At 68.3% G+C, this 21224-nt stretch carries 17 protein-coding genes; 7 read left to right on the forward strand and 10 right to left on the reverse strand.

Features of this window, described 5'->3' with window-relative positions:
* The first annotated feature begins 289 nt into the window (after positions 1-289).
* The 4 genes from CAL29_RS20835 (at position 290) to CAL29_RS20850 (ending at position 4031) form a co-directional block, all read left to right on the forward strand.
* On the forward strand, positions 290-1045 hold the full coding sequence (locus CAL29_RS20835; RefSeq protein WP_094854922.1) for an SDR family NAD(P)-dependent oxidoreductase: 756 nt from the start codon (positions 290-292) through the stop codon (positions 1043-1045).
* Between the two features lie 226 nt (positions 1046-1271).
* Positions 1272-2135, forward strand: coding sequence for an inositol monophosphatase family protein (locus CAL29_RS20840; RefSeq protein WP_094854923.1), 864 nt, complete (start codon positions 1272-1274; stop codon positions 2133-2135).
* Between the two features lie 115 nt (positions 2136-2250).
* Positions 2251-3201, forward strand: coding sequence for a serine O-acetyltransferase EpsC (gene epsC / locus CAL29_RS20845; protein ID WP_094854924.1), 951 nt, complete (start codon positions 2251-2253; stop codon positions 3199-3201).
* Positions 3198-4031, forward strand: coding sequence for an NAD-dependent protein deacetylase (locus CAL29_RS20850; RefSeq protein ID WP_179284247.1), 834 nt, complete (start codon positions 3198-3200; stop codon positions 4029-4031). The genes epsC and CAL29_RS20850 overlap by 4 nt, the downstream gene beginning before the upstream one ends.
* Positions 4032-4053: 22 nt before the next feature.
* Here the strand turns inward: CAL29_RS20850 and CAL29_RS20855 are convergent, their stop codons facing one another.
* The 5 genes from CAL29_RS20855 to CAL29_RS20875 form a co-directional block, all read right to left on the reverse strand.
* The gene (locus CAL29_RS20855) at positions 4054-4434 is read right to left on the reverse strand and encodes a PCC domain-containing protein (RefSeq protein WP_094854926.1); all 381 of its coding nucleotides are present in this window, start codon (positions 4432-4434) and stop codon (positions 4054-4056) included.
* The gene (locus CAL29_RS20860) at positions 4421-5008 is read right to left on the reverse strand and encodes a PCC domain-containing protein (RefSeq protein WP_094854927.1); all 588 of its coding nucleotides are present in this window, start codon (positions 5006-5008) and stop codon (positions 4421-4423) included. The genes CAL29_RS20855 and CAL29_RS20860 overlap by 14 nt, the downstream gene beginning before the upstream one ends.
* Positions 5005-6627, reverse strand: coding sequence for an acyl-CoA synthetase (locus tag CAL29_RS20865; protein ID WP_373559829.1), 1623 nt, complete (start codon positions 6625-6627; stop codon positions 5005-5007). The genes CAL29_RS20860 and CAL29_RS20865 overlap by 4 nt, the downstream gene beginning before the upstream one ends.
* Before the next feature lie 170 nt (positions 6628-6797).
* Complete coding sequence (locus CAL29_RS20870) at positions 6798-7970, reverse strand: acetyl-CoA acetyltransferase (RefSeq protein WP_094854928.1); 1173 nt, start codon at positions 7968-7970, stop codon at positions 6798-6800.
* A gap of 38 nt (positions 7971-8008) precedes the next feature.
* The gene (locus CAL29_RS20875) at positions 8009-8830 is read right to left on the reverse strand and encodes an IclR family transcriptional regulator (RefSeq protein ID WP_256977637.1); all 822 of its coding nucleotides are present in this window, start codon (positions 8828-8830) and stop codon (positions 8009-8011) included.
* 232 nt (positions 8831-9062) lie between these two features.
* Between CAL29_RS20875 and CAL29_RS20880 the strand changes: the two genes are divergently transcribed.
* Both CAL29_RS20880 and CAL29_RS20885 read left to right on the forward strand, forming a co-directional pair.
* A complete protein-coding gene (locus CAL29_RS20880; RefSeq protein WP_094854930.1) occupies positions 9063-10076 on the forward strand; it encodes a TRAP transporter substrate-binding protein in 1014 nt (337 codons plus the stop codon).
* 32 nt (positions 10077-10108) lie between these two features.
* Positions 10109-12004, forward strand: a complete 1896-nt coding sequence (locus CAL29_RS20885) for a TRAP transporter large permease (protein WP_094856801.1) — start codon at positions 10109-10111, stop codon at positions 12002-12004.
* A 42-nt stretch (positions 12005-12046) separates the two neighbouring features.
* Here CAL29_RS20885 and CAL29_RS20890 read toward each other — a convergent pair whose 3' ends face one another.
* The 5 genes from CAL29_RS20890 to CAL29_RS20910 all read right to left on the reverse strand — a co-directional run bounded on the left by CAL29_RS20890 (position 12047) and on the right by CAL29_RS20910 (position 19534).
* On the reverse strand, positions 12047-13276 hold the full coding sequence (locus CAL29_RS20890; RefSeq protein ID WP_094854931.1) for an AI-2E family transporter: 1230 nt from the start codon (positions 13274-13276) through the stop codon (positions 12047-12049).
* A gap of 196 nt (positions 13277-13472) precedes the next feature.
* A complete protein-coding gene (galE, locus tag CAL29_RS20895; RefSeq protein ID WP_094856802.1) occupies positions 13473-14516 on the reverse strand; it encodes a UDP-glucose 4-epimerase GalE in 1044 nt (347 codons plus the stop codon).
* 65 nt (positions 14517-14581) lie between these two features.
* Positions 14582-16048 carry a phosphomannomutase/phosphoglucomutase gene (locus CAL29_RS20900; RefSeq protein WP_179284125.1) on the reverse strand — a complete coding sequence of 489 codons (1467 nt, stop codon included), beginning with the start codon at positions 16046-16048 and terminating at the stop codon, positions 14582-14584.
* A 19-nt stretch (positions 16049-16067) separates the two neighbouring features.
* Positions 16068-18260 carry a polysaccharide biosynthesis tyrosine autokinase gene (locus CAL29_RS20905; RefSeq protein ID WP_256977641.1) on the reverse strand — a complete coding sequence of 731 codons (2193 nt, stop codon included), beginning with the start codon at positions 18258-18260 and terminating at the stop codon, positions 16068-16070.
* Between the two features lie 134 nt (positions 18261-18394).
* Positions 18395-19534, reverse strand: a complete 1140-nt coding sequence (locus CAL29_RS20910) for a polysaccharide biosynthesis/export family protein (protein WP_094854934.1) — start codon at positions 19532-19534, stop codon at positions 18395-18397.
* Between the two features lie 276 nt (positions 19535-19810).
* Between CAL29_RS20910 and CAL29_RS20915 the strand changes: the two genes are divergently transcribed.
* Positions 19811-21220, forward strand: a complete 1410-nt coding sequence (locus tag CAL29_RS20915) for an undecaprenyl-phosphate glucose phosphotransferase (RefSeq protein WP_094854935.1) — start codon at positions 19811-19813, stop codon at positions 21218-21220.
* Positions 21221-21224 lie beyond the last annotated feature (4 nt).

Genomic DNA, 21224 nt, shown 5'->3' on the forward strand with positions numbered 1-21224 from the left:
CATGAGCGCCGAATTCTTTCTTGTGGACCATCTCGTGGACCGTCCTGCCTCGCGCGCCGCCGCTTCGTAAAAAAAGCGGCGGCGACGCGTTTTATCACGAGCGCGGACGGCCGAATTATTAGATCATACGGGCGAGCAATTCCTCCGGATCTCCCGGATCGCCGGGCCGGTGGACTTTATCACTTGTCATTGCAAACCATCATTCGAACATTGCCTGGCTGGCGTGGCGCCTCGGGGGCGGCGCGACGAGGGCCATAGCGTACACAGCGTCATAAGGAGGAGACAAGACATGGATTACACCGATGGAGTGGTCATGGTCACGGGCGGTGCATCGGGCATCGGCCTGGCGGTGGCGCGCGGCCTGTTGGACGAAGGCTGGAAGGTATTGATCGCCGACCGCTCGCCCGAAGCGCTGGAGGCGGCGCGCGCCGACCTGCCCGACGGACGCGCGCGCTGCGTCCGCCTGGACGTCACCAGCGACGACGACGTGGCCGCGGCCCTGGATGACTGCGAACGCAGCTTCGGTCCCCTGGCGGGCCTGGTGAACTCGGCCGGCATCGGACGCGACGTGCCCTTTCTCGAAACCGATACCGCGCTGTTGCGCCAGATCCTGGAAGTGAACCTGGTGGGGACCTTCGTCGCCGGACGGCACGCCGCGCTGCGCATGCGCGAGCGCCGCCGCGGCGCCATCGTCAACGTCGCCTCGGTGTCGGGCCTGCGCGGCAACCTGGGACGCGCCGCCTACGGCGCCTCCAAGGGCGGCGTGGTGACGCTGACCCAGGTCATGGCCGTCGAACTGGCGGAGCTGGGCATCCGCGTCAACGGCGTGGCGCCTGGTCCCATCGAGACGCCGCTGGTCAGCCGCATGCATACCGACGCGGCGCGCTCCCGCTGGATCGCCGCGGTCCCGCAGAAGCGCTACGCCGCGCCGGAGGAGCTATGCGGCACGGTGGCCTGGCTGCTCGACGACGACCGCTCGGGCTTCGTCACGGGACAGACCATCAGCGTCGACGGCGGCTTCATGGCGGGCGGACTGATCCCCTGATGTCCTGAACCACCACTCCGTCCCCGGCCCCGACTTATCCCCAGTTTTTGTGGACAACCCTTGGGATAGTCGTCTGGCAAGACGGTCAAATCCCTTTTGCGTCAAGGACTTGGACCTGGCGGGCAAGCGCGGCGCCAACCGCGCCCGCGCGCTGCCCAGGCAACGTCGGACACGCCGGGGACGGAAGGTTCATGCTAGATTTCGGTTCGCCCAAGCCGAGAAACCCATGATCCGAACGTTCAGCCGCGAGGAAATCCGACGCGTGGCCGCCATCCTGGCCGAGGCCGCCGACGCGGAAATCCTGCCGCGTTTCCGCCATCTTGCCGCCGATGCGGTGCGCGCCAAGAGCTCGCCCCAGGACCTCGTCACCGACGCCGACGAAGCCGCCGAGCGGTTCATCGGCGAGCGCCTGGGACGCCTGTATCCCGGCGCGGTCATCCTCGGCGAGGAAGCCTGTTCGCGCAATCCCGCGCTGCTCAACGTGTGGATAGACGCCGAGCTGGCCTTCGTCATCGATCCGATAGACGGCACGCGCAACTACGTCGCCGGCCTGCCCTTGTTCGGCGTCATGGTGGGCGTGGTCAGCCGCGGCGAGATCGTGGCCGGCGTCATCTACGACCCCATGGGCCGCGACAGGGCCATGGCCCTGCGCGGCGAGGGCGCCTGGCTGGAAGACGCGCAAGGCCGGCAGACGCCGCTGGCCGTGGCCGCGCCGGTGCCCGTCGAGGAGATGGTCGGGCTGATCGCCACCCAGCACCTGGAGCCGCCGCTGCGCGGCATCGTCCATCGGAACATGGCGCGCCTGGCCCTGGCCAATACCCTGCATTGCTCGGCGCACGAATACCGCATGATCGCCGGCGGCCACGCCCACGTCCTGCTGTACGGCCAGATCATGCCCTGGGACCACGTGGCGGGCTGGCTGCTGCACCATGAAGCGGGCGGCTATTGCGCCCATTTCGACGGCTCGCCCTACAAGCCCACGCACCGCTCGGGCGGCCTGCTCTACGCGCCCGACGCCGGCAGTTGGAAGGTGGCGCGCCAGGCCCTTTTGGAAGAAGCCGCGCCGGAGGCCCGAGCGCCGGAAGCCTGAGCGCCCGCGCCCCTTCCTGTCACCCTGTCCCCCGCGCGGGCATTGCCTGCAAAGCGCCTGCGAACGGGTTACAACTACGGGAATATCCTTATCTATCGAGTTTCAAGCGACCGCCATGAATGCCCCCATGAATCCCAAGGCCATCACCTGGAACCTGGGCGACATCGTCGCCGAACTGCGCACCGTGCGCACCGAATGGCGCGAACCGCTGGGCCGGCTGCGCCGCGACCATAGCGGCGGGCGCGAATTTCCCTCGCAGGAAAGCCTGCGCCAGATCATCAAGGACCTCTGCGGCGCCCTCTTTCCCATGCGCCTGGGCCCCATCGACCTGCGCGAGGAAACCGAGGACTTCTATGTCGGCCACACCATAGGCGCGGCGCTCGACGCCCTGATGCACCAGGTGCGGCTGGAGCTGAACTACATGGAGCGCCATCGCCGCCCCGAGGCCGCGGAAATCGAACAGCGCGCCAGCGACATCGTGCGCGCGTTCGGCGCCGCGCTGCCCGCCGTGCGCCGCATGCTGGACGCCGACGTCATCGCCGCCTACCAGGGCGACCCGGCCGCGCGCAGCGTCGATGAAGTGCTGCTGTGCTACCCCGGCGTGATCGCCATGATCCATCATCGCCTGGCCCACGTCCTGAACAAGCTGGGCGTGCCGCTGCTGGCGCGCATCGTGGCCGAGATCGCGCATGCCGATACGGGCATCGACATCCACCCGGCCGCCACCATCGGCCGCAGCTTCTTCATCGACCACGGCACCGGCGTGGTGATCGGCGAGACGGCCATCATCGGCGACCGCGTGCGCCTCTACCAGATGGTCACGCTGGGCGCCAAGCGCTTCCCGCCCGGCGAAAACGGCGAACTGAAGAAAGGCCTGCCGCGCCACCCGATCCTGGAGGACGACGTCGTCGTCTATGCCGGCGCCACCATCCTGGGCCGCACCACCATCGGCCGCGGCTCGGTCATCGGCGGCAACGTCTGGATCACGCACGACGTCCCGCCCGGCAGCAACGTGACGCAGGCCGGCACGCTCAACGCCGCGCCCGACGCCGGCTGCGGCGGCTGAACGCGATGCCGGGCGACGTACTGGCCCTGCGCGATTTCGTGGCGGCGCATCCGCGCCTGTTCGTGCTCACGGGCGCGGGCTGCAGCACCGGCTCGGGCATCCCCGACTACCGCGACGACGAAGGCGCCTGGAAGCGGCGTCCGCCCATCCAGTACCGCACGTTCATGGACGACACGGTGGCGCGGTCGCGCTACTGGGCGCGCGGCATGATAGGGTGGCGCGCGTTCGGCCACGCCGCGCCCAACGCGGCGCACCGGGCGCTGGCGGCCATGGAGCGGCAGGGACGCTACACCCTGCTGGTCACGCAGAACGTCGATGGCCTGCACGAGGCCGCCGGCGCGCGCGAAGTCGTCGACCTGCACGGACGCATGGACCGCGTGGTCTGCACGCAATGCGGCCATCTGCTGCCGCGCCGGCAGATGCAGCAATGGCTGGAAGAGGCCAATCCCGGCTGGCTGCACCTGCACGCGGAAGACGCGCCGGATGGCGACGCGGATCTGGAGCACGAGGATTTTTCCCGTTTCCAGGTGCCGCCCTGTCCGGTGTGCGGCGGCATCCTGAAGCCCGACGTCGTGTTCTTCGGCGAGACCGTGCCGCGCGATCGCGTGGAACGCGCCAATGCCGCGCTGGACCGCTCCAGCGCGGTGCTGGTCGTCGGCTCGTCGCTGATGGTCTATTCGGGCTACCGCTTCGTCGCGGCGGCCTCGCGCGCCGGCCTGCCCATCGCCGCGGTCAACCTGGGCAGGACGCGGGCCGACGCCATGCTCGCGCTGAAAGTCGAACAGCCCTGCGCCGACGCGCTGTCCGCGCTGGTCGCCGCCCTGGACTGAGGCGGCGCCGGCGCGTCTTGCGCTATTCCCCCACCCATTCCTCCAGCACGGCCTCGAAGGTCATGCAGACCGGATTGCGGCCGGAGACGAAGCGGCCCGCGTGCACGGCGCCGGCGGGATCGACGACGATGCCGCTCAGGCGCGCCACGGCCGCGCCGCCGGCATCCAGCGCCACCTCCCCGCATAAGGTCAGCACCTCCACCGCCGGGCCCGGCAGCTCTTCCACGGCGCCGCCCGCGCTTTCCAGGCTGGCCTGCGCCAGGCTGCCCAGGCTGCCGCGCACCATCGCGCGCGCGAAGCCGTGCGCCAGGCACAGTTTCTCGATGCTTTGCACCAGGTCTTCGTTCGGCCGCAGGCGCGCATAGACGAGGCGCCCGGTATGGCCATGCTCAATGGTCGGCATGGGGATCTCCCTTCGGTTCCGGTTGGAACACCGCGAGCTGGATGTGAGGATCGTAGCGGCGGGTAAGCCGCGTGGATCCCAGGACGTGAACGTAGGCGACGCAGCCGCCCGGACCGATCACGCATTGTTCGGTCAGCAGATGGCCGCCGATCAGGCGCCCCTCCGCGTCGACCAGCAAACCATGGCAATGCAGCAGCGGCGCGCCGCGCTCGTCCTCGCCCAGGGTGGCGCCCGCGCCGATCAGGCGCAGGTCCCTGCCCACCATGATGGGCGAGGTATAGGCGATGACCTGCGCGATGTCCGGCATGGGACGGGCCAGGCAATACGCGCCGCGGGTGAAGTGCCCGTCCAGCAGATTGATGGCGCACGCCGTCACGCCGCGTTCGCGCAGGACCGGGACCAGCGCCTCGTACAGGGTGCTGCCCGCCGGCAGCGCCAGCCGCAAGGCCGGCGCGCCGGGATTCTCCACGCTGGTCCAGCGCGTGGCCGGCATGGGTCCCGGATGCCGCAGCATGCGCACGGGCGGCAGCTCATCCTCGCGGGACGCCGAATGGTTCGCGGAAACGGTCTTCATGACAGGCACCCCCGTTCGCGCAAGGCCTCGCGCACCAGCGTCTTGGTGATCTTGCCGTAGCCGGAGCGCGGCAGCGCGTCCCAGAAGAAGACCCGGCGCGGCAGCTTGTAGCGCGCCAGGCAGCCTTCCAGCCAACCCATCATGGCGGTTTCGTCGATGGCCTGGCCGGGGCGCGGCACGCACACCATGATGCCGACCTCGCCCCAGGTGGGATCGGGCACGCCCACCACCGCGACTTCCGCCACGGCGGGATGCGCCAGCACCTTTTCCTCGATCTCGCGCGGATAGACGTTGGAGCCGCCGGAGATGTACATGTCCGACGCGCGGCCGGTGATGTAGACGAAGCCCTCCGCGTCCATATGGCCGAGGTCGCCGGTGCGGAACCAGCCGTTGCGGAAGGCCTTGGCGTTGGCCTCGGGATTGTTGTAGTAGCCGGCGAAGACCGCGGGGCCGCACACGCATATCTCGCCCTGCTCGCCCGGCGCCACCTCGTTGCCGTCCTCGTCCTGGATGGAAACCTGCATGGCCGTGCGCGCGTAGCCGCAGGTGCCGACGCGGGCGGCGGCGTCGTCCTGTATCCGGTGCAGGGCAGGCGGCAGGACGGTGATGTTGCCGGTGACCTCGCCCAGGCCGAAATACTGGACCAGCACCGGTCCCAGCTTTTCCAGCGCGCGCTTCTGGTCCTCGCGATACATGGGCGCGCCGGCATAGATGACGTAGCGCAGCGACCCGTGGTCGTGCGCGTCCACGGCGGGATGCTCCACCAGCATCTTGACGATGGTCGGCACCGTGAACATGTTGGTGACGCGGTGCTCGCTCACCAGCCGCCACAGCCTGTCGGCGTCGAAGCGGCCGTCCGGCGGCAACACCGTGGCGGCCGCGCGCGCCACCTGGGTCAGCAGATGAATGCCGGCGCCGTGCGACAGCGGCGCCACGGCCATGCTGACGTCGTTTTCCGTGGTCCCCGGCATGAGGTCGCACAGGTGGTTGGTGATGACGAAGCCCATCTGCCCATGGGTCAGCACGCCGGCCTTGGGACGCCCGGTGGTGCCGGAGGTGAAGAAGAACCAGCAGGGGTCGTCGTATTCGACGTCGGCGTTGCGGAACGGAGCCGGGGTCGTGGATTGGGATACGGCCGTGGCGGCATCAGCCGTGGCATCAGTGGCGGTATCCGTGGCATCGTTCGCGGCGTCGTCGGCATATGCCGTCTCGCCCAGGCCGAAATCGCCGGGGCCGATGCGCAACAGCACCTCCAGCCCCGGCAGCGCCTCGGCCATGGCCCGCGCGTGGCCGGGGAAATCCGCATGGCAGATGACCGCGCGCGCGCCCGAGGCCTGCGCCAGGTAGGCCGCCTCGTCCGGCGCGATGCGGAAGTTGGTCGGCACCCACACCGCGCCCAGCCGGAAGGCCGCGAACATGGTCTCGACGAAGGCCGCGCAGTTCTTCGAATGCACCAGCACGCGGTCGCCCTTGCCTATGCCCCGGCCGGCGAGATGCCGGGCCAGCGCGTCGACCCGGGCATCCAGCGTGCGCCACGTGACGATCCGGCGATCCAGGATCAGGGCGGGCCGCGCCGGAAAGCGGCGCGCGGCCTGGGTCAGCCAATACGCCAGGTTCATGACGCGGCGCGAGACCGGCGCGACACCGCCCGCGGGCGCGGAAGCTGTCGTGCTCGCCGGCGTCGCCGCATTCGCCGCATTCGCCCCGTTCACCGCGTTTGCAGTGCCCGCGGCGTCCACCGCATCCGCGGACCGGGCAACCCCTTTGCTATCCACCATCCCCACGCCGTTCATCGTTGCCGCTCCAGGATGCTGACGTAATTGGCGACCGCCGCGCCGCCCATGTTGAACACGCCCGCCAGCCGCGCATCCGGGATCTGCATGTCGCCGGCTTCGCGCATCAACTGCATGCAGGCCATGACGTGCATGGACACGCCGGTGGCGCCGACGGGATGCCCCTTGGCCTTGAGCCCGCCGGACGGATTCACGGGCAGCCTGCCGCCCTTCTCGGTCCAGCCTTCGCGCACGGCCTTGTAGCCTTCGCCGGGCGCGGTCAGGCCCATGGCCTCGTATTCGATGAGTTCGGCGATGGTGAAGCAGTCGTGGGTTTCGACCAGGTCCAGGTCGTCCAGCGTCAGGCCCGCGTCGGCCAGGGCGCCGCGCCAGGCCCGCGCCGCGCCCTCGAACGCGATGGGATCGCGCCGGCTGAGCGGCAGGATGTCGTTGACCTGCCGGCGCGCGCGAAAGCCCACGGCGCGCGCCAGGCCCGCCGCCACGTCGCTGGACGCCAGGACCAGCGCGGCCGCGCCGTCCGACACCAGCGAACAATCCGTGCGCCGCAGGGGCGGCGCGACATAAGGATTCTTTTCGGAAACGGTGTTGCAGAAGTCCACGCCCAGGTCCTTGCGGATCTGCGCATAGGGATTGGCGACGCCGTTGCGGTGGTTCTTGGCGGCGATGCGCGCCAGCTCTTCCGAACGGTCGCCGTAACGGTCGAAATAGGTCTGGGCGATGCGGCCGAACACGCCCGCGAAGCCGCCCTCGATATCGGCTTCCTCGCGCCGGTAGCTGGCGTTGAGCAGGATATCGCCGATTTCGCGCCCGGGCCGCGAGGTCATTTTCTCGGCGCCCACCACCAGCGCGACGCGGCCGCGGCCGGCCTCGATGAAATCCATGGCGGCGTAGAGCGCCGCCGAGCCGGTGGCGCAGGCGTTTTCCAGGCGATTGGCCGGCACGTAGGCCAGGCGCGGATCCGCCAGCGCGACCAGGGCGCCCTGGAAATCCTGTTTCTGGAAACCGCTGTTCATGACGCCGACGTAGATGCCGTCGACGGCGTCGCTGGCAACGCCAGCGTGCTCCAGGGCTTGCAGCGATACGCGGGCCATCAGGCTCTCGGTATCCGGGTCGTCCAATTTGCCGAACGGAATGTGGGACCACCCCACGATGACGGCGCGATCAGGCATGGTTCATCTCCTCCATGGTTCATTCTTGCTCAAGGGTTCTACACGGTGCGGCGCGCGGGCGCATCCTTGCGCGGCGTGCTCGCGCCCTCGGCCAGGGCCTCCAGCTTTTTCGCTTCCCGGGACAACTGCTTGGCCAACTGGAATTGCCGCTCCTCGTCCAGCCGGCTCTCGATGGCCGCGATGCTGAGCGCGCCGGCCACCTGGCCGTCGGGGCCGCGCACGGGCACGCCGATGCCCCAGGAACCCGGCACGATCAGGCCGCGGTTGGCCGCGTAGCCCTGCGCGCGCGCTTCCTTCACCTGGGACCATAGCAAGGGCAGCGAATAATTGGGATAGCGCTGTTCGATCAGGGCCTCGTTCGCTTCCAGGCATTGCCGCACTTCGTCGTCGGGCAGCGCCGCCAGCATCGCCAGGCTGCCGGCGCCCACGCCCAGCGGATGGCGGTCGCCGGGCCGCAAGGCATGGGTCTTGAGGGGATAGTCGCCATCCACGCGCAGCACGCAGACCGCGAAGACGTGGCGGCGGATCGAAAAGAAGGCGGAGTCGCCGCAGTCGTGCGCGAGGCCGGCGACGGTGTCGGCGGCCAGCCGGCCCAGGCCATGGCGCTGCGCCGCGATATTACCCATGACGTGGCATTCGGGGCCGAGAAAGTAGCGGCGCGTGCCCGCGTCCTGCTCCAGCATGCCTTCGGCCACCAGCGCCGAAAGCAGGCGATGCACGGTGGGCTTGTTCAGGCCGGTGTCCCGCGTCAGGGCCAGCAGGCCGGCGCCGTCCTGCGCCGTGCGCGCCACGGCGCGCAGGACGCGCATGGCGCGCGCAATCGCCTGCGCGCCGTCGACCCGGGTTGGGGTATTGGCCACGCTGTCTCCTGTTTTACCTTCACGATGGTCCATTATGTAGACCTCATGTTTTTCTAGGAAATTTATCGGTAGGGGAATTCTACTGCTTTCACTCGGAATATCAATGTGATTTAATAAGTCATCACGTTTGTTCTTTGGTCCACTATACGGACCAACATAAATCGCCGACCACGATCAGGCCGGCATCCCCGCCGGCGGCGTCACGCCAGCCGGACATAAACCAGGAGACAGCATGAACGTGAATCGACGCAAATTCGTCGGCGCCGCCGGCGGCGCCGCCCTTATCGGCGCGGCCTCCCTGCGCCCGGCATGGGCGGCCCCGCAATACCGGTACAAATACGCCAACAACCTGCCGCCCAGCCACCCCATGAACGTGCGGGCCAACGAAGCGGCCAAGGCCATCGCGAAGGATACGGACGGCCGTTTCGAGCTGGCGATCTTCCCCAGCAGCCAGTTGGGTTCGGATACCGACACCTTGAGCCAGTTGCGTTCGGGGGCGGTGGAGTTCTTCACGCTGTCCGGCCTGATTCTTTCGACGCTGGTGCCGGCGTCCTCGATCAGCGGCATCGGCTTCGCGTTTCCGAACTACGACGCGGTGTGGAAGGCCATGGACGGCGACCTGGGCGCCTACATCCGCAAGGAGATCGAGGGCAAGGGCCTGGTGGTGATGGACAAGATCTGGGACAGCGGTTTCCGCCAGGTCACCACCAGCAACCGGCCGATCAACGGCCCGGGCGATTTCAAGGACCTGAAGATCCGCGTGCCGGTCAGCCCGCTGTGGACCTCGATGTTCAAGGCGCTGGGCGCGGCGCCGGCGAGCATCAATTTCAACGAGACCTACTCGGCCCTGCAGACCAAGGTGGTGGACGGGCAGGAGAATCCGCTGGCCATCATCCAGACGGCCAAGCTGTACGAGGTGCAGAAATACTGCTCCTTGACCAACCACATGTGGGACGGCTTCTGGTTCCTGTCGAACCGGCGTGCCTGGGAGAAGCTGCCCAAGGACGTGCGCGAAGTGGTGGCCAAGCATATCAACGGCGCGGCCATGGGCGTGCGCGCCGACGTGCTGGCCTTGAACAACGACCTGCAGTCGCAGTTGGCCAAGCAGGGACTGGCGTTCAACACGCCCGAGCCCGGCCCGATCCGCGATGCCTTGCGCCAGGCGGGTTTCTACAAGGAGTGGCAGGGCAAGTACGGCGACAAGGCGTGGGGCCTGCTGGAGCAATCCGTCGGGAAGCTGTCATGACGCCCGGCACGACGCACGACATAAGGCCCGGCATGGCGCCGGACAGGAAGCCGGACATAGGGCCAGGCGCTTCGGCCCAGCCCGCGGCGGCGCAAGCCCGCCCCTCCTGGACACAGCGGGCCGAAACCGCCATCGGCCTGCTCGCCGAAATCCCGGCCGCCATCCTGGTGCTGGCCGAGATCGTCATCCTCTTTGCCGGCATCGTGGCGCGCTATGTCTTGCACACGCCGCTGGTCTGGTCCGACGAACTGGCTTCCATCCTGTTCCTGTGGCTGGCCATGCTGGGGGCGGTGGTGGCCTTCCGGCGCGGCGAGCACATGCGCATGACGGCCTTCGTCAATCGCGCCTCGCCGGCCCGGCGCGCCTTCCTCGACATGCTCGCGGTGTCCGCGGCCCTGGCCTTCCTGCTGCTGATCCTGGCGCCGGGCTGGGAATACGCCGTCGAAGAGCAATTCGTCACCACGCCGGCGCTGGAGATTCCCAATATCTGGCGCGCGGCGGCCCTGCCCGTTTGCACGGCGCTGATGATCGCGCTGGCGCTGCTGCGCCTGCTCGAACGCGCCGGCTGGCTGACCACGCTCAAGGCCGTGGGACTGGTGGCGGCGGGCGTGGCGCTGCTGGTCGTGGCGCAACCGCTGCTGGCCACGCTGGGCAACGCCAACCTGCTGATCTTCTTCGTCGGCATCGTGGCCTTGTGCGTGTTCACCGGCGTGCCCATCGCCTTCTCCTTCGGGCTGGCGACCTATGGCTACCTCTCCCTGACCACGTCCACGCCGATGATGGTGGTGGTCGGCCGCCTGGACGAGGGCATGTCGCACCTCATCCTGCTGGCCGTGCCGCTGTTCATCTTCCTCGGCCTGCTGATCGAGATGACCAGCATGGCGCAGCGCATGGTGGCCTTTCTCGCCAGCCTGCTGGGGCACGTGCGCGGCGGCCTGTCCTACGTGCTGATCGGCGCGATGTACCTGGTCTCGGGCATCTCCGGCGCCAAGGCGGCGGACATGGCGGCGGTGGCCCCGGTGCTGTTCCCGGAAATGCGCAAGCGCGGCGCCGACGAAGGCGACCTGGTGGCGCTATTGTCTGCCACCGGCGCGCAGACCGAGACCATACCGCCCAGCCTGGTGCTGATCACCATCGGTTCGGTGACCGGCGTGTCCATCACCGCGCTGTTCACCGGCGGCCTGCTGCCCGGCCTGGTGCTGGCCCTGATGCTGTGCACGGTGGTCTGGTGGCGCTATCGCGGCGAGCGCCTGGACGGCGTGCGGCGCGCGCCGCGCGGGGAAATCCTGCGCGCCCTGGTGATCGCCCTGCCCGCGCTGGCGCTGCCGGTGGTCATCCGGGCGGCGGTGGTCGAGGGCGTGGCCACGGCCACCGAGGTGTCGACCATCGGCATCGTGTATTCCACCCTGATCGGCCTGCTGGTCTACCGCCGTTTCGAGTGGAAGCGCCTGTGGCCCATGCTGGTCGACACCGCCTGTCTGTCGGGATCCATCCTGCTGATCATCGGCGCCGCCACCGCCATGGCCTGGGCGTTGACGCAGTCCGGCTTCTCCACGCAACTGGCGCAGTTGATGGGCTCCGTGCCCGGCGGCTCGGCCACCTTCATGGCGGTTTCCATCGTCGTGTTCGTGGTGCTGGGCAGCGTGCTGGAAGGCATTCCGGCCATCGTGCTGTTCGGGCCGCTGCTGTTCCCGATCGCGCAGCAGATGGGCATCCACGAGGTGCACTACGCCATGGTGGTGATCCTGGCCATGGGCATCGGCCTGTTCGCCCCGCCCTTCGGCGTCGGCTACTACGCGGCCTGCGCCATCGGCCGGGTGCAGCCGGACAAGGGCATACGGCCCATCATGGCCTACCTGGCGTCCATCGCCGTGGGCTTGCTGGTGGTGGCCGCCATCCCCTGGCTGTCCACCGGTTTCCTGCACTGAGCCGCCGGCCGGCGCCGCCCGCGGCGGCGCCGGCTCAGCCGCTTATTCCCCCAGGAACTCGGCGACGCCGGTCAGCCCGTCCACGTGGTCCGCCACCACCTTCACGATCACGGCGATGGGCACGGACAGCAAGGTGCCCCACAGTCCCCAGACCCAGGTGAACAGCAGCAGCATCACGAAGACGGCGACGGGGTTCATCCGCGCGATGCGCCCGGTCATCCAGGTCTGCACCACGAAGCCGATCAGGGACGCGATCAGCAGCGACATCCCGGCCACCAGCAGGGCCGGCCCCAGCTCGCCGAACTGCACCACCGCCGCCGTGCCGGTGAACACCGCGACCAGCAACGGCCCGAAATAGGGCACCACGTGCAGCGCGCCCGCGACCACCGCCCACGTGCCGGCGTTGTCCAGGCCGACCAGGCGGAACGCCGCCCACGAGCACAGGGCGAGCAGGACGTTGGTGACCACCATCATCGCCATGTACATGCGGATGGACCGGTTGATCTGGTCCAGCATGTGTATGTTGATCTTCTTTTTGGAAAGCGTGCTGCCGCAGACCTTGATGAACTTGCGCTTGAAGATGTCGCCCGAGCACAGCAGGAAGAACACCAGGAAAAGCACCATCACGCCCTGCCCCAGCCCCGAGGCCACGCCCATGGAGCCGGCCAGCAGCATGCTTTCCAGCCGTTCGGAGGGACGCTCCATCGTCGAGGCGCTCGGGCTGCCGACCTTGCTGCCCTTGTCCAGCGCGGCGCCGGCCGCGCGCAGCTTGTCCAGGAAAGACCCCTTGCCGGCGGCGAAACCGTGCACGGTGCGCGAGACCTTCTGCACCGTCTGCGGCAGGCTGTCGACGATGGTCCCGACCTGGTTCTGCAAGGAAAAGGCGCCGAACACCAGGGCGCCGACCAGGGCCGCCATCACCACCGCCGCGCCGATCGGGCGCGGGACGCGCGCGCGGCGGGCCAGCATGTGCACCGGCGGTTCCAGGGCATAGGCGAGCAGGACGGAAAGCACCAGCGGAATCAGGAATTCGCGCGCCTCCCGCATGGCGAAGAGCACCGCCAGCACCGCGATGACGATCACCGCGGCATAGCGGCGGTCGGCCACGCGCCGCGGCGCGTCCAACGCGACGGCCGGCGCGGCCGGGACGGATTGAGCGGATTGGGAGGCCGGGGCGGACTGGGGCGCGCCGCCGCCCGCCGGCATCGCCGTGGCGGCGACCGCGGCCGCGCGCGCTGCCGGCGACGGGCGCGGCCGGCGCGGCGCCGTCATGCGGCCCTCCGCGGGACGGCGCCCTGGCGCCAGGACGGTTGGAAAAAGGCGAAAGAAACGACCCGCATACGCATATTCCGAAGCGCGGCCGAATTGCCGCGCCGCATCATAGCAAGCCGCGTGCCCATCCATGGATCCGACGCCCCGGAAAACAGCGCCCCGAGAGACAAGGTCCCCGGCGCGCGCCGCCTTCCGCCTAGGGCGTCGCCGCCCCGTACCCCCGGGGATTGCTTTGCTGCCAGCGCCAGCCGTCCTGGCACATGCTCTCCACCCCCCGCGTGGTGCGCCAGCGCAGCACCTCCCGCGCCAGGCTGGGGTCGGCCCACACCTTGTCGACGTCGCCGGCGCGGCGCGGCTCGATGCGCACCGGTATCGCCTGGCCGCTGACGCGCTCGAAGGTCTGCACCAGCTCCATCACGCTGGTCCCCTTCCCCGTGCCCAGGTTGATGGCGATGAAGCCGGCATGCGTACCGGCGTAATCCACCGCCCGCACGTGGCCGACCGCCAGGTCCATGACGTGCAGGTAATCGCGCACGCCGGTGCCGTCCTCGGTGGGATAGTCCGCGCCGAACACCTTGAGGAAAGGCTGCTGGCCGACGGCGACCTGGGTGATGTAGGGGAAAAGATTGTTCGGCGTATCGCGCGGGTTCTCGCCTATCAAGCCGCTCGGATGCGCGCCGATGGGATTGAAATAGCGCAGCGTGACCGCGCTGAAGCCGCTGTCGGCCGCGCAGACGTCCTGCAGCATCTGCTCGACGAAGAGCTTGGTGCGTCCATAGGGATTCGTCGGAGCCAGCGGATGCTGCTCCGTGAACGGCAGGAAACGCGGCACCCCGTAGACGGTGGCGGAAGAACTGAACACCAGCCGCCGCACGCCGCCGGCGCGCATGGCCATCAACAGGGCCACCGTCCCCGATACGTTGTTGTCGAAGTACTTCAAGGGGTCGCTCACCGACTCGCCCACCGCCTTGACCCCGGCCAGGTGCAGCACGCATTCGATGGGCCGGTTGTCGCGCCGGTGTATCGCGATCACCGTCTCCACCAGCCCGGGCGTGCGGATATCGCCCTGGATCAAGGGGATCGAGGTCCCCGTCAGCTTCTCCACCCGCCGCAGCGCGTCGCGGCTGCCATTGCTCAGGTTGTCCAGGACCACCGGCTGGTAGCCGGCGGCGATCAATTCCACCAGGGTATGGCTGCCGATATAGCCGGCGCCGCCCGTCACCAGAAGATATGACGACATTACCGCTCCCGCGGCGATGGCCGGGCCGTCGCGGCCGGCCATCGCGACTGTTCAACATCGCGCGCCTAGAACGGCAGGCGCAGGTCCGGCGCCACGCTCAGCAACTGGCGCCTGAAGTCTTCCTGGATGCGCGACAGCGCCGTTCCGCTGTCCGCCTCGAAACGCAGCAGGACGGTATTGCCGTCGCCCGCCGGCCGCGCCAGGCCGAAGCCGTCCTCGTATTCGACGCGCACGCCTTCCAGGTCGATGATTTCGCGCGCGCCCATGAAGCGGCCGCGCGCGCGCAGCGCGGCCACCAGCCACGCGGCCTCCATGCCGGACAGGTCCAGCTTCAGCGCCGGCGTCACGCAGCCCAGCGGCAGCGCGTCCAGCAAGGCCGAGGGCGACTCGTGCAAGGCCACGATCTCCAGCAGGCGCGCGGCGGCGTACAGCGCGTCGTCGTGCCCGTGCCAGCGGTCGCGGAAGCGGAACAGGCCCTCGGTCTCGCCGGCCAGCACCGCCCCGCATTCGCGCATCTTGCCGGCGATGTGCGCCGCGCCGCCGCGCCACATCACCGGCCGGCCGCCCAGCAGGCGCACTTCGCGCGCGAGGTTGCGCGAACTCTCCACGTCGTAGACCACCGGCGCGCCGGGATGGCGCGCCAGGATGTCGCGGGCGAAGAGGATCAGCAGGCGATCGGCCGAGATCGCCGCGCCGGAGCGCGTCACCACGGCCAGGCGATCGCCGTCGCCGTCCACCAGAAAGCCCAGTTCGTTGTCCGAATAGCGCAGGTTGGCGGCCAGCTCGGCCAGCCGGCGCGGATCGGACGGCGCCAGGCGCGGCCGCGTATAGGCCTCCGCGCTGTCGCTGGACAGCTCGGTCACCTCGCAGCCCAGGGCCTCCAGCAGGGACGGCGCCAGGGCCGAGGCCGCGTCGTAGTTGCAATCCAGCGCCACCTTCACGCCGCGCGCCAGCCGCACGTCGCTGCTGACCCGCGCCACGTAGCACGGCGAGGCGGCGATGTGCATGCGCGCGCCCGGGATTTCCACCGCCCGGACGCGGGCGCCGGCGGCCTGCCGCTCCGCGCGCACTTCCTCCTGCAGATCGCGCAAGTCGTCGCCGACCAGCGGTTCGCCGGCCATCATGATCTTGAAACCGTTGCAGTTCTCTTCGTCATGGCCGCCCGTCACCGCCACGCCGGCCCCGGTCTCGGTCAGGCGCGTGGCGAAATACATCAGGGGCGTGGGGGCCATGCCGATGTCGATGACGTGCGTGCCGCTGGCGCGGATGCCCGCCTGCAAGGCCGCCGCCAGCTCGACGCTGGCGAGCCGCGTGTCCTTGGCCACCACGATGGCCCGCACGCCGCGCCGCCGCGCCCGCGCGCCCAGCGCGGCGCCCAGGCCATGCGCGTAGGCGGCGTCGATGTCCTGCGGCACCCGTCCGCGTATCGCGTCCGGCTCGCACGGCGAGGCGGGCAGTTCGGGCAGGCGCGCAGGGGCCGCCCCGCCCGGCGCCAGCTCGGCGGCCTGGGCGGGATTCCATATCGGTTGCATAGATCCCCCGTCGCGCGCGTCAGGGCTGTTTTTCGCCGTAGTAGGCCGCCCGCGCGTAGCGGTAGCGTCCATACTTCGAGCGATAGCCCAGGCCCTCGGACTCCAGCTTCAGCCCGTTGAGCACCACGCCCGCGACCGGCGCGCCGGCGGCGACCAGGCGCTTGGCGGTCTCGCGGATCTCGCCGACCGTGTTCATGCCGGCGCGCACCACCAGCATGACGGCCGCGGCATGCGCGCCCACCACCGCCGCGTCGGAAGACGACAGGACCGGCGCCGTATCGACGATGACGATGTCGTAGTCGGCCGCGAGCGCGCGCAGGCATTCTCCGAAGGCCTCGGACGCCAGCAGCTCGGAGGGATCGAAGGTCACCTTGCCGGTGGCGATGAAGTCCACCCCGTTCATGATGTTCCGCTTGGTGACCGCCTCCAGCGGCACCGTGCCCGCCAGCACATCGAACAGGCCGTTGTCCGCCGAGGTCGCGAAATAGCGGTTGAGGTGGCCGCGCCGGAAGTCGGCGTCGATCAGCAGGATGCGCTTGCCCACCGCCGCCTGGATGAAGGCGAAGTTGGCCGACAGGAAAGACTTGCCCACGCCGGCGACCGGTCCCGTGAAGACGACCACGTTGTTGGGCGTGTCGCGCATCGCCACCTGCAGCACCGTGCGGAAACTGCGCAGGCTTTCGATCGGCGGCGTGCTGCCGTTGCTCTGAGCCAGCAGCGCGGGCAGGCGCGAATTCTTGCGCTTGCTACGGCGCCACAGGCGATCCTGCAGCTCGCTGTAGGGAATGGTGGCGAGCACCGGCAGGCCGGTATAGCGCTCGATTTCATCCGGATCGCTCAGGCCGCCGAACAGCGCGTTGCGCACGAAGGCCACGATCAGGCCCAGCACCAGGCCGATGGCGGCGGCCGCGCCGATGACGATGGGCGCCTTGGGACGCAGCGGCTTTTCGGCCGGCACCGCGGTGTCCACCACCCGCACCGTGCCGACCTTGCCGGCGCGGACCAGGCGCAGTTGCTGCGCGTTGTTCAGCAGCGCCGTGTACAGGTCGGTGTTGACCTTGACGTCGCGCACCAGGCGCACCACGTCCTGTTCGAGATCCGGCAATGCCTTGATCTTCGTATTGAGCCGGCTGACGTCGCCGGTGAGCGAAGCGATCTGGCGGTCGATGGCCTCGATGCTCGGATGGGAAGGCGCGAAGCGGGTGATCAGTTCCTGGCGCTTGGCCTGCAATTCGAAGATCTTGTTCTGCGCCGCCACCGACTGGCCCAGCACCAGCTTGGCTTCCTCGCCCAGGTCGATGGTGCCGCGGGCGTTGCGCAAGGCGTTGTAGCGGGTTTCCGAATCGTCCAGTTGCTTCTTCAGCACCGGCAGTTGCTGGTCGAGGAAAGCGAGCGACTTCTCGGCCTGCGCGGTCTTGCGGTTGACGTTCTGGCGCACGTACTCCTGGCCGATCTCGTTGAGCACCGCGGCCGTCAGCACGGGATCGCTGCCCTGCAGCGTGACGCCGATGACGCCGGACTGGCGGCCGCGCTCGAAGATGCCCAGGCGCGACTGCACCGCCTCGGTGGCTTCCAGCCGCGAGTTGCGGATCACCGTGAAGTGCGTCTCGGGCGCCCCTTCCAGCGCATCGATCTGCACGTCGATGGCGCCGCCGGGCACCTGGAAGTGCTCCAGTTGGCCCACGTGCCCTTCGAAGCGCTTGCCGTCCACGGGCTCGGTCAGCTCATAGGCGCCGCCGCCCAGGTTGACCACGTCCAGCTTCTTGCCGATCAGTTCGTTCGGCACGTCGATGCGGTTGACGCGGATGCGCTCGCCGCCCCACGCGTAGCCGCCGGGAATGGCCCGGGTGATGGCCGACGGCAGCGAGAAGCTTTCGTGCTTCTCGGCCAGCCAGCGTCCCACCAGCGGGAAGTACTTGGGCTCCGCCTTCAGGTAGAGCTGGTAGTAGTCGACGGCATGCCCCACCACCAGGCGCGAGCGGAGAATTTCCATTTCGCCCGACGTCGCCTGCTTGATGTCGAAGATGGAAGACACGTCTCCCAGCATGCTCTTGGTGGCGGTCGGCGTTTCTTCCTCGACCTGGACGGCAATATCGGACTGGTAGACCGGCGTGGCGAACATGAAGTAGGCAATGCCCAGCAACGTGGCCAGCAATGTCACCAGGATGATCATGCCGCGGTTTGCCAGCAACACGTCCATATAGGACATCATGGGCGTTTCAGGCTGCCGGGCGGAGGCGTACTCTAGCTGAAGAGGGGGCTGCATGGTGTCGACTCGCGAAAAAGTAAGGGACGGACACGAGAGCCGGCGCAAGCCGGCCCGGTACTGCTCGCCGTACGTTCGTCCTAGTTGTGGCGGACGGCGTCGACGGTCTGTACGGTCTGGGCGCTGGGGAACAACAGCGAGATGAAGCGGTTCCAACGCACCAGGTTGCCCGCGTCGACGAAGACGATGTCCTTCGCCTGCAACGGGAACTTGCCTGCCACTGCCAACGCCTGCGGAGAACTGCTATCCAGATGGAAAACCTCGGGCGTGGCATTCGGCAGGGAACGCACCACGAAGATCTGCGAAGGATCGCTGGTCGTCTGGCTGGGACCACCCACCTCGCCCAGCGCCTCGGCAAGCGACATTTCACCGTCATGCATCAACAGGCCCTGGGGCAGCGTGACTTCGCCCATCAGGTAGATCTTGTTGTCGCCACGCGCCACCACCCGCACGATGTCTCCCGATTGCAGCAGGATGGACGTCGGGTCGATGTTCGCGGCCGTCAGCTTGTTCAGGTCGACGCGCGCGGTCTGTCCATTGCGCGTCACGTAAACGCGGCTGCGATCGGCCGTGGTCAAGACGCCGCCCGCGCGGTTTATCGCTTCCGGCAGCGTCATCGGCACATCGGTGATGGGCATGGGTCCGGGCGTCTTCACTTCGCCTTCCACGTAGACACGTTTGCTGCGATAACCTAGCACGCGCACCGTGATTTGAGGATCCTGAATAAAGTTACGCGACCCTCGGATGAGGGAGCTGCGCACCTGGGCCTCCGTCATCCCGGCTACCTTCACAAGGCCTACATAGGGGAACTGAACGTAGCCATCCGATGAGACGGGGTAGCCCGGAATGCCGGCGGCCGTATCCCCGAAGGTGAGTTCGGTCGGCCCCGTCCCAATGCTGTAGGTCTGCGTCGGAAGGACTAGTTCCGGATGATCCCAGACCACGATAGAAAGGATGTCCCCCGGCCCGATCACATAGGGCGACGGCTTGCCGATAAGATTTCGAACGTTTTCCGGAACGGGTCCGTTGGCCGCCGCGGTCTCTTCGCGCGCGAGCGCCGGCGTGATTTCCTTGACCGTCACGACGCTGTTCGGATCGTCGGGATCGACCTTGAAACTGGACTGGTACCGCATGCCCGGCGCGAATGCGCACGCCGCCAGGGACGAAATAAGCACGGCCATTGCGGCTGCGCGAGAGAACGTGCGAAGTAATGTGTTCATGGCGTTCCACTGAGAGGAAGAGTCGCGTGTGGCGCGGAAATGATCCGCGCTGAGCGGGTTTCGCGGTAAGTGTGTCGCGTTACTACCGTCGGGTAACGGGTTGCGACATTCCACGCGATTTCGCCGTGTGCGCACATTGGGCTGATGGCCTAATACTTCACTTACGCCCTTTGGACGTTTCGACTCCCGCGCCCCATGCCTATGATTTTTCCCGGGCATGCAGCATGACGCGGCGCCGCAAAGCGCCGTCCGCCACCTTACGCCTTGGAGCGCTTTATGGAAACGTCCCCGTTCGACGTGTCGGGCAAGCTGCCCGGCACGAGCTACCTGTTTCGCGCCGCCGATGCCGCGCTGGTGACCGTCGCGGGCCTGGCGGCGATCGAATGGCAGGTCGCGCGCACGGGCGTCGACGTTTCCCCCATCCACAGCCTGCTGGTGTACTTCTGCGGAATCGCCACGCTGGTGGTCTTTCCCGCTTTCCAGTTGTACGGCTCGTGGCGCGGCCGTCCCATGCACATGCTGGTGATACGCGGCCTGGCCGCCTGGACCGTCGTCTTCGCGATGGGACTGCTGGTCGGCTTTCTCACGCACCAGATCGCCTATGTCTCGCGCCTGTGGGCTGCCTTGTGGTTCGTCACCGGCGCCACGGCGTTGACGGGCCTGCGCCTGGGCGTCTACACCGCCTTGCGCAAGGCGCGCGACCACGGCTTGAACCGCAAGCGCGTCCTCCTGATCGGCTTCGGCCCGCTGGGCCACGATATGTGGGCGCGCGTGGCGGCCACGCGCACGGCGGGCTACGAAGTCATGGGCATCTACTGCGAGGGCAAGGAGCAATTGCCGCCGGGCGTGCCGCGCCTGGAAAAGCTGACCGCCATCTCCGCCTTCGTGCGCCAGCACGAGATCCGTGAAGTCTGGCTGGCGCTGCCCATGGAGGCCGGCCAGGCGGTGCGCGAGGTCATGTATTTCCTGCGCCACGATCTCATCGACATCCGCTGGATTCCCGACGTGCTGTCCGTGCGGCTGCTGGGCCATCGCGTGGAGGAGTTCCTGGGCGTTCCCGCGATCGAGTTGAACAGCCTGCCCGCGGCCGGCATCCGCGGCATGGCCAAGGCCGCCTTCGACCGCGTGTTCAGCGCGCTGGTGCTGCTGGGGCTCTCGCCCCTGATGCTGGTGATCGCGGCGTGGATCAAGCTGGACTCGCGCGGTCCCGTCTTCTTCACCCAGCCGCGCCTGGGCGTGGACGGCCAGGTCTTCCGGGTCTACAAGTTCCGCAGCATGACCGTGCACCAGGAAAACGACGGCGTGGTGACGCAGGCCACGCGCGACGATCGCCGCGTCACGCGCATCGGCGCCTTCCTGCGCAAGACCAGCCTGGACGAGCTGCCGCAGTTCATCAACGTGCTGCGCGGCGAAATGTCGGTGGTGGGCCCCCGTCCGCACGCGCTGGAGCACAACGAGCAATACAAGGACCTGGTGGCGCGCTACATGATGCGCCACCGCGTCAAGCCCGGCATCACCGGCTGGGCGCAGATCAACGGCCTGCGCGGCCAGACGGAGACCGTGCACAAGATGCGCGATCGCGTGGAGTTCGATCTGTACTACATCCAGAACTGGTCCTTCCTGATGGACCTGCGCATCATCGCCCGGACCGCGATCTCGGGATGGACAGGGAAAAATGTCTACTGAGATG

This window comes from Bordetella genomosp. 10, assembly GCF_002261225.1.
Taxonomy (GTDB): Bacteria; Pseudomonadota; Gammaproteobacteria; order Burkholderiales; family Burkholderiaceae_B; genus Bordetella_C.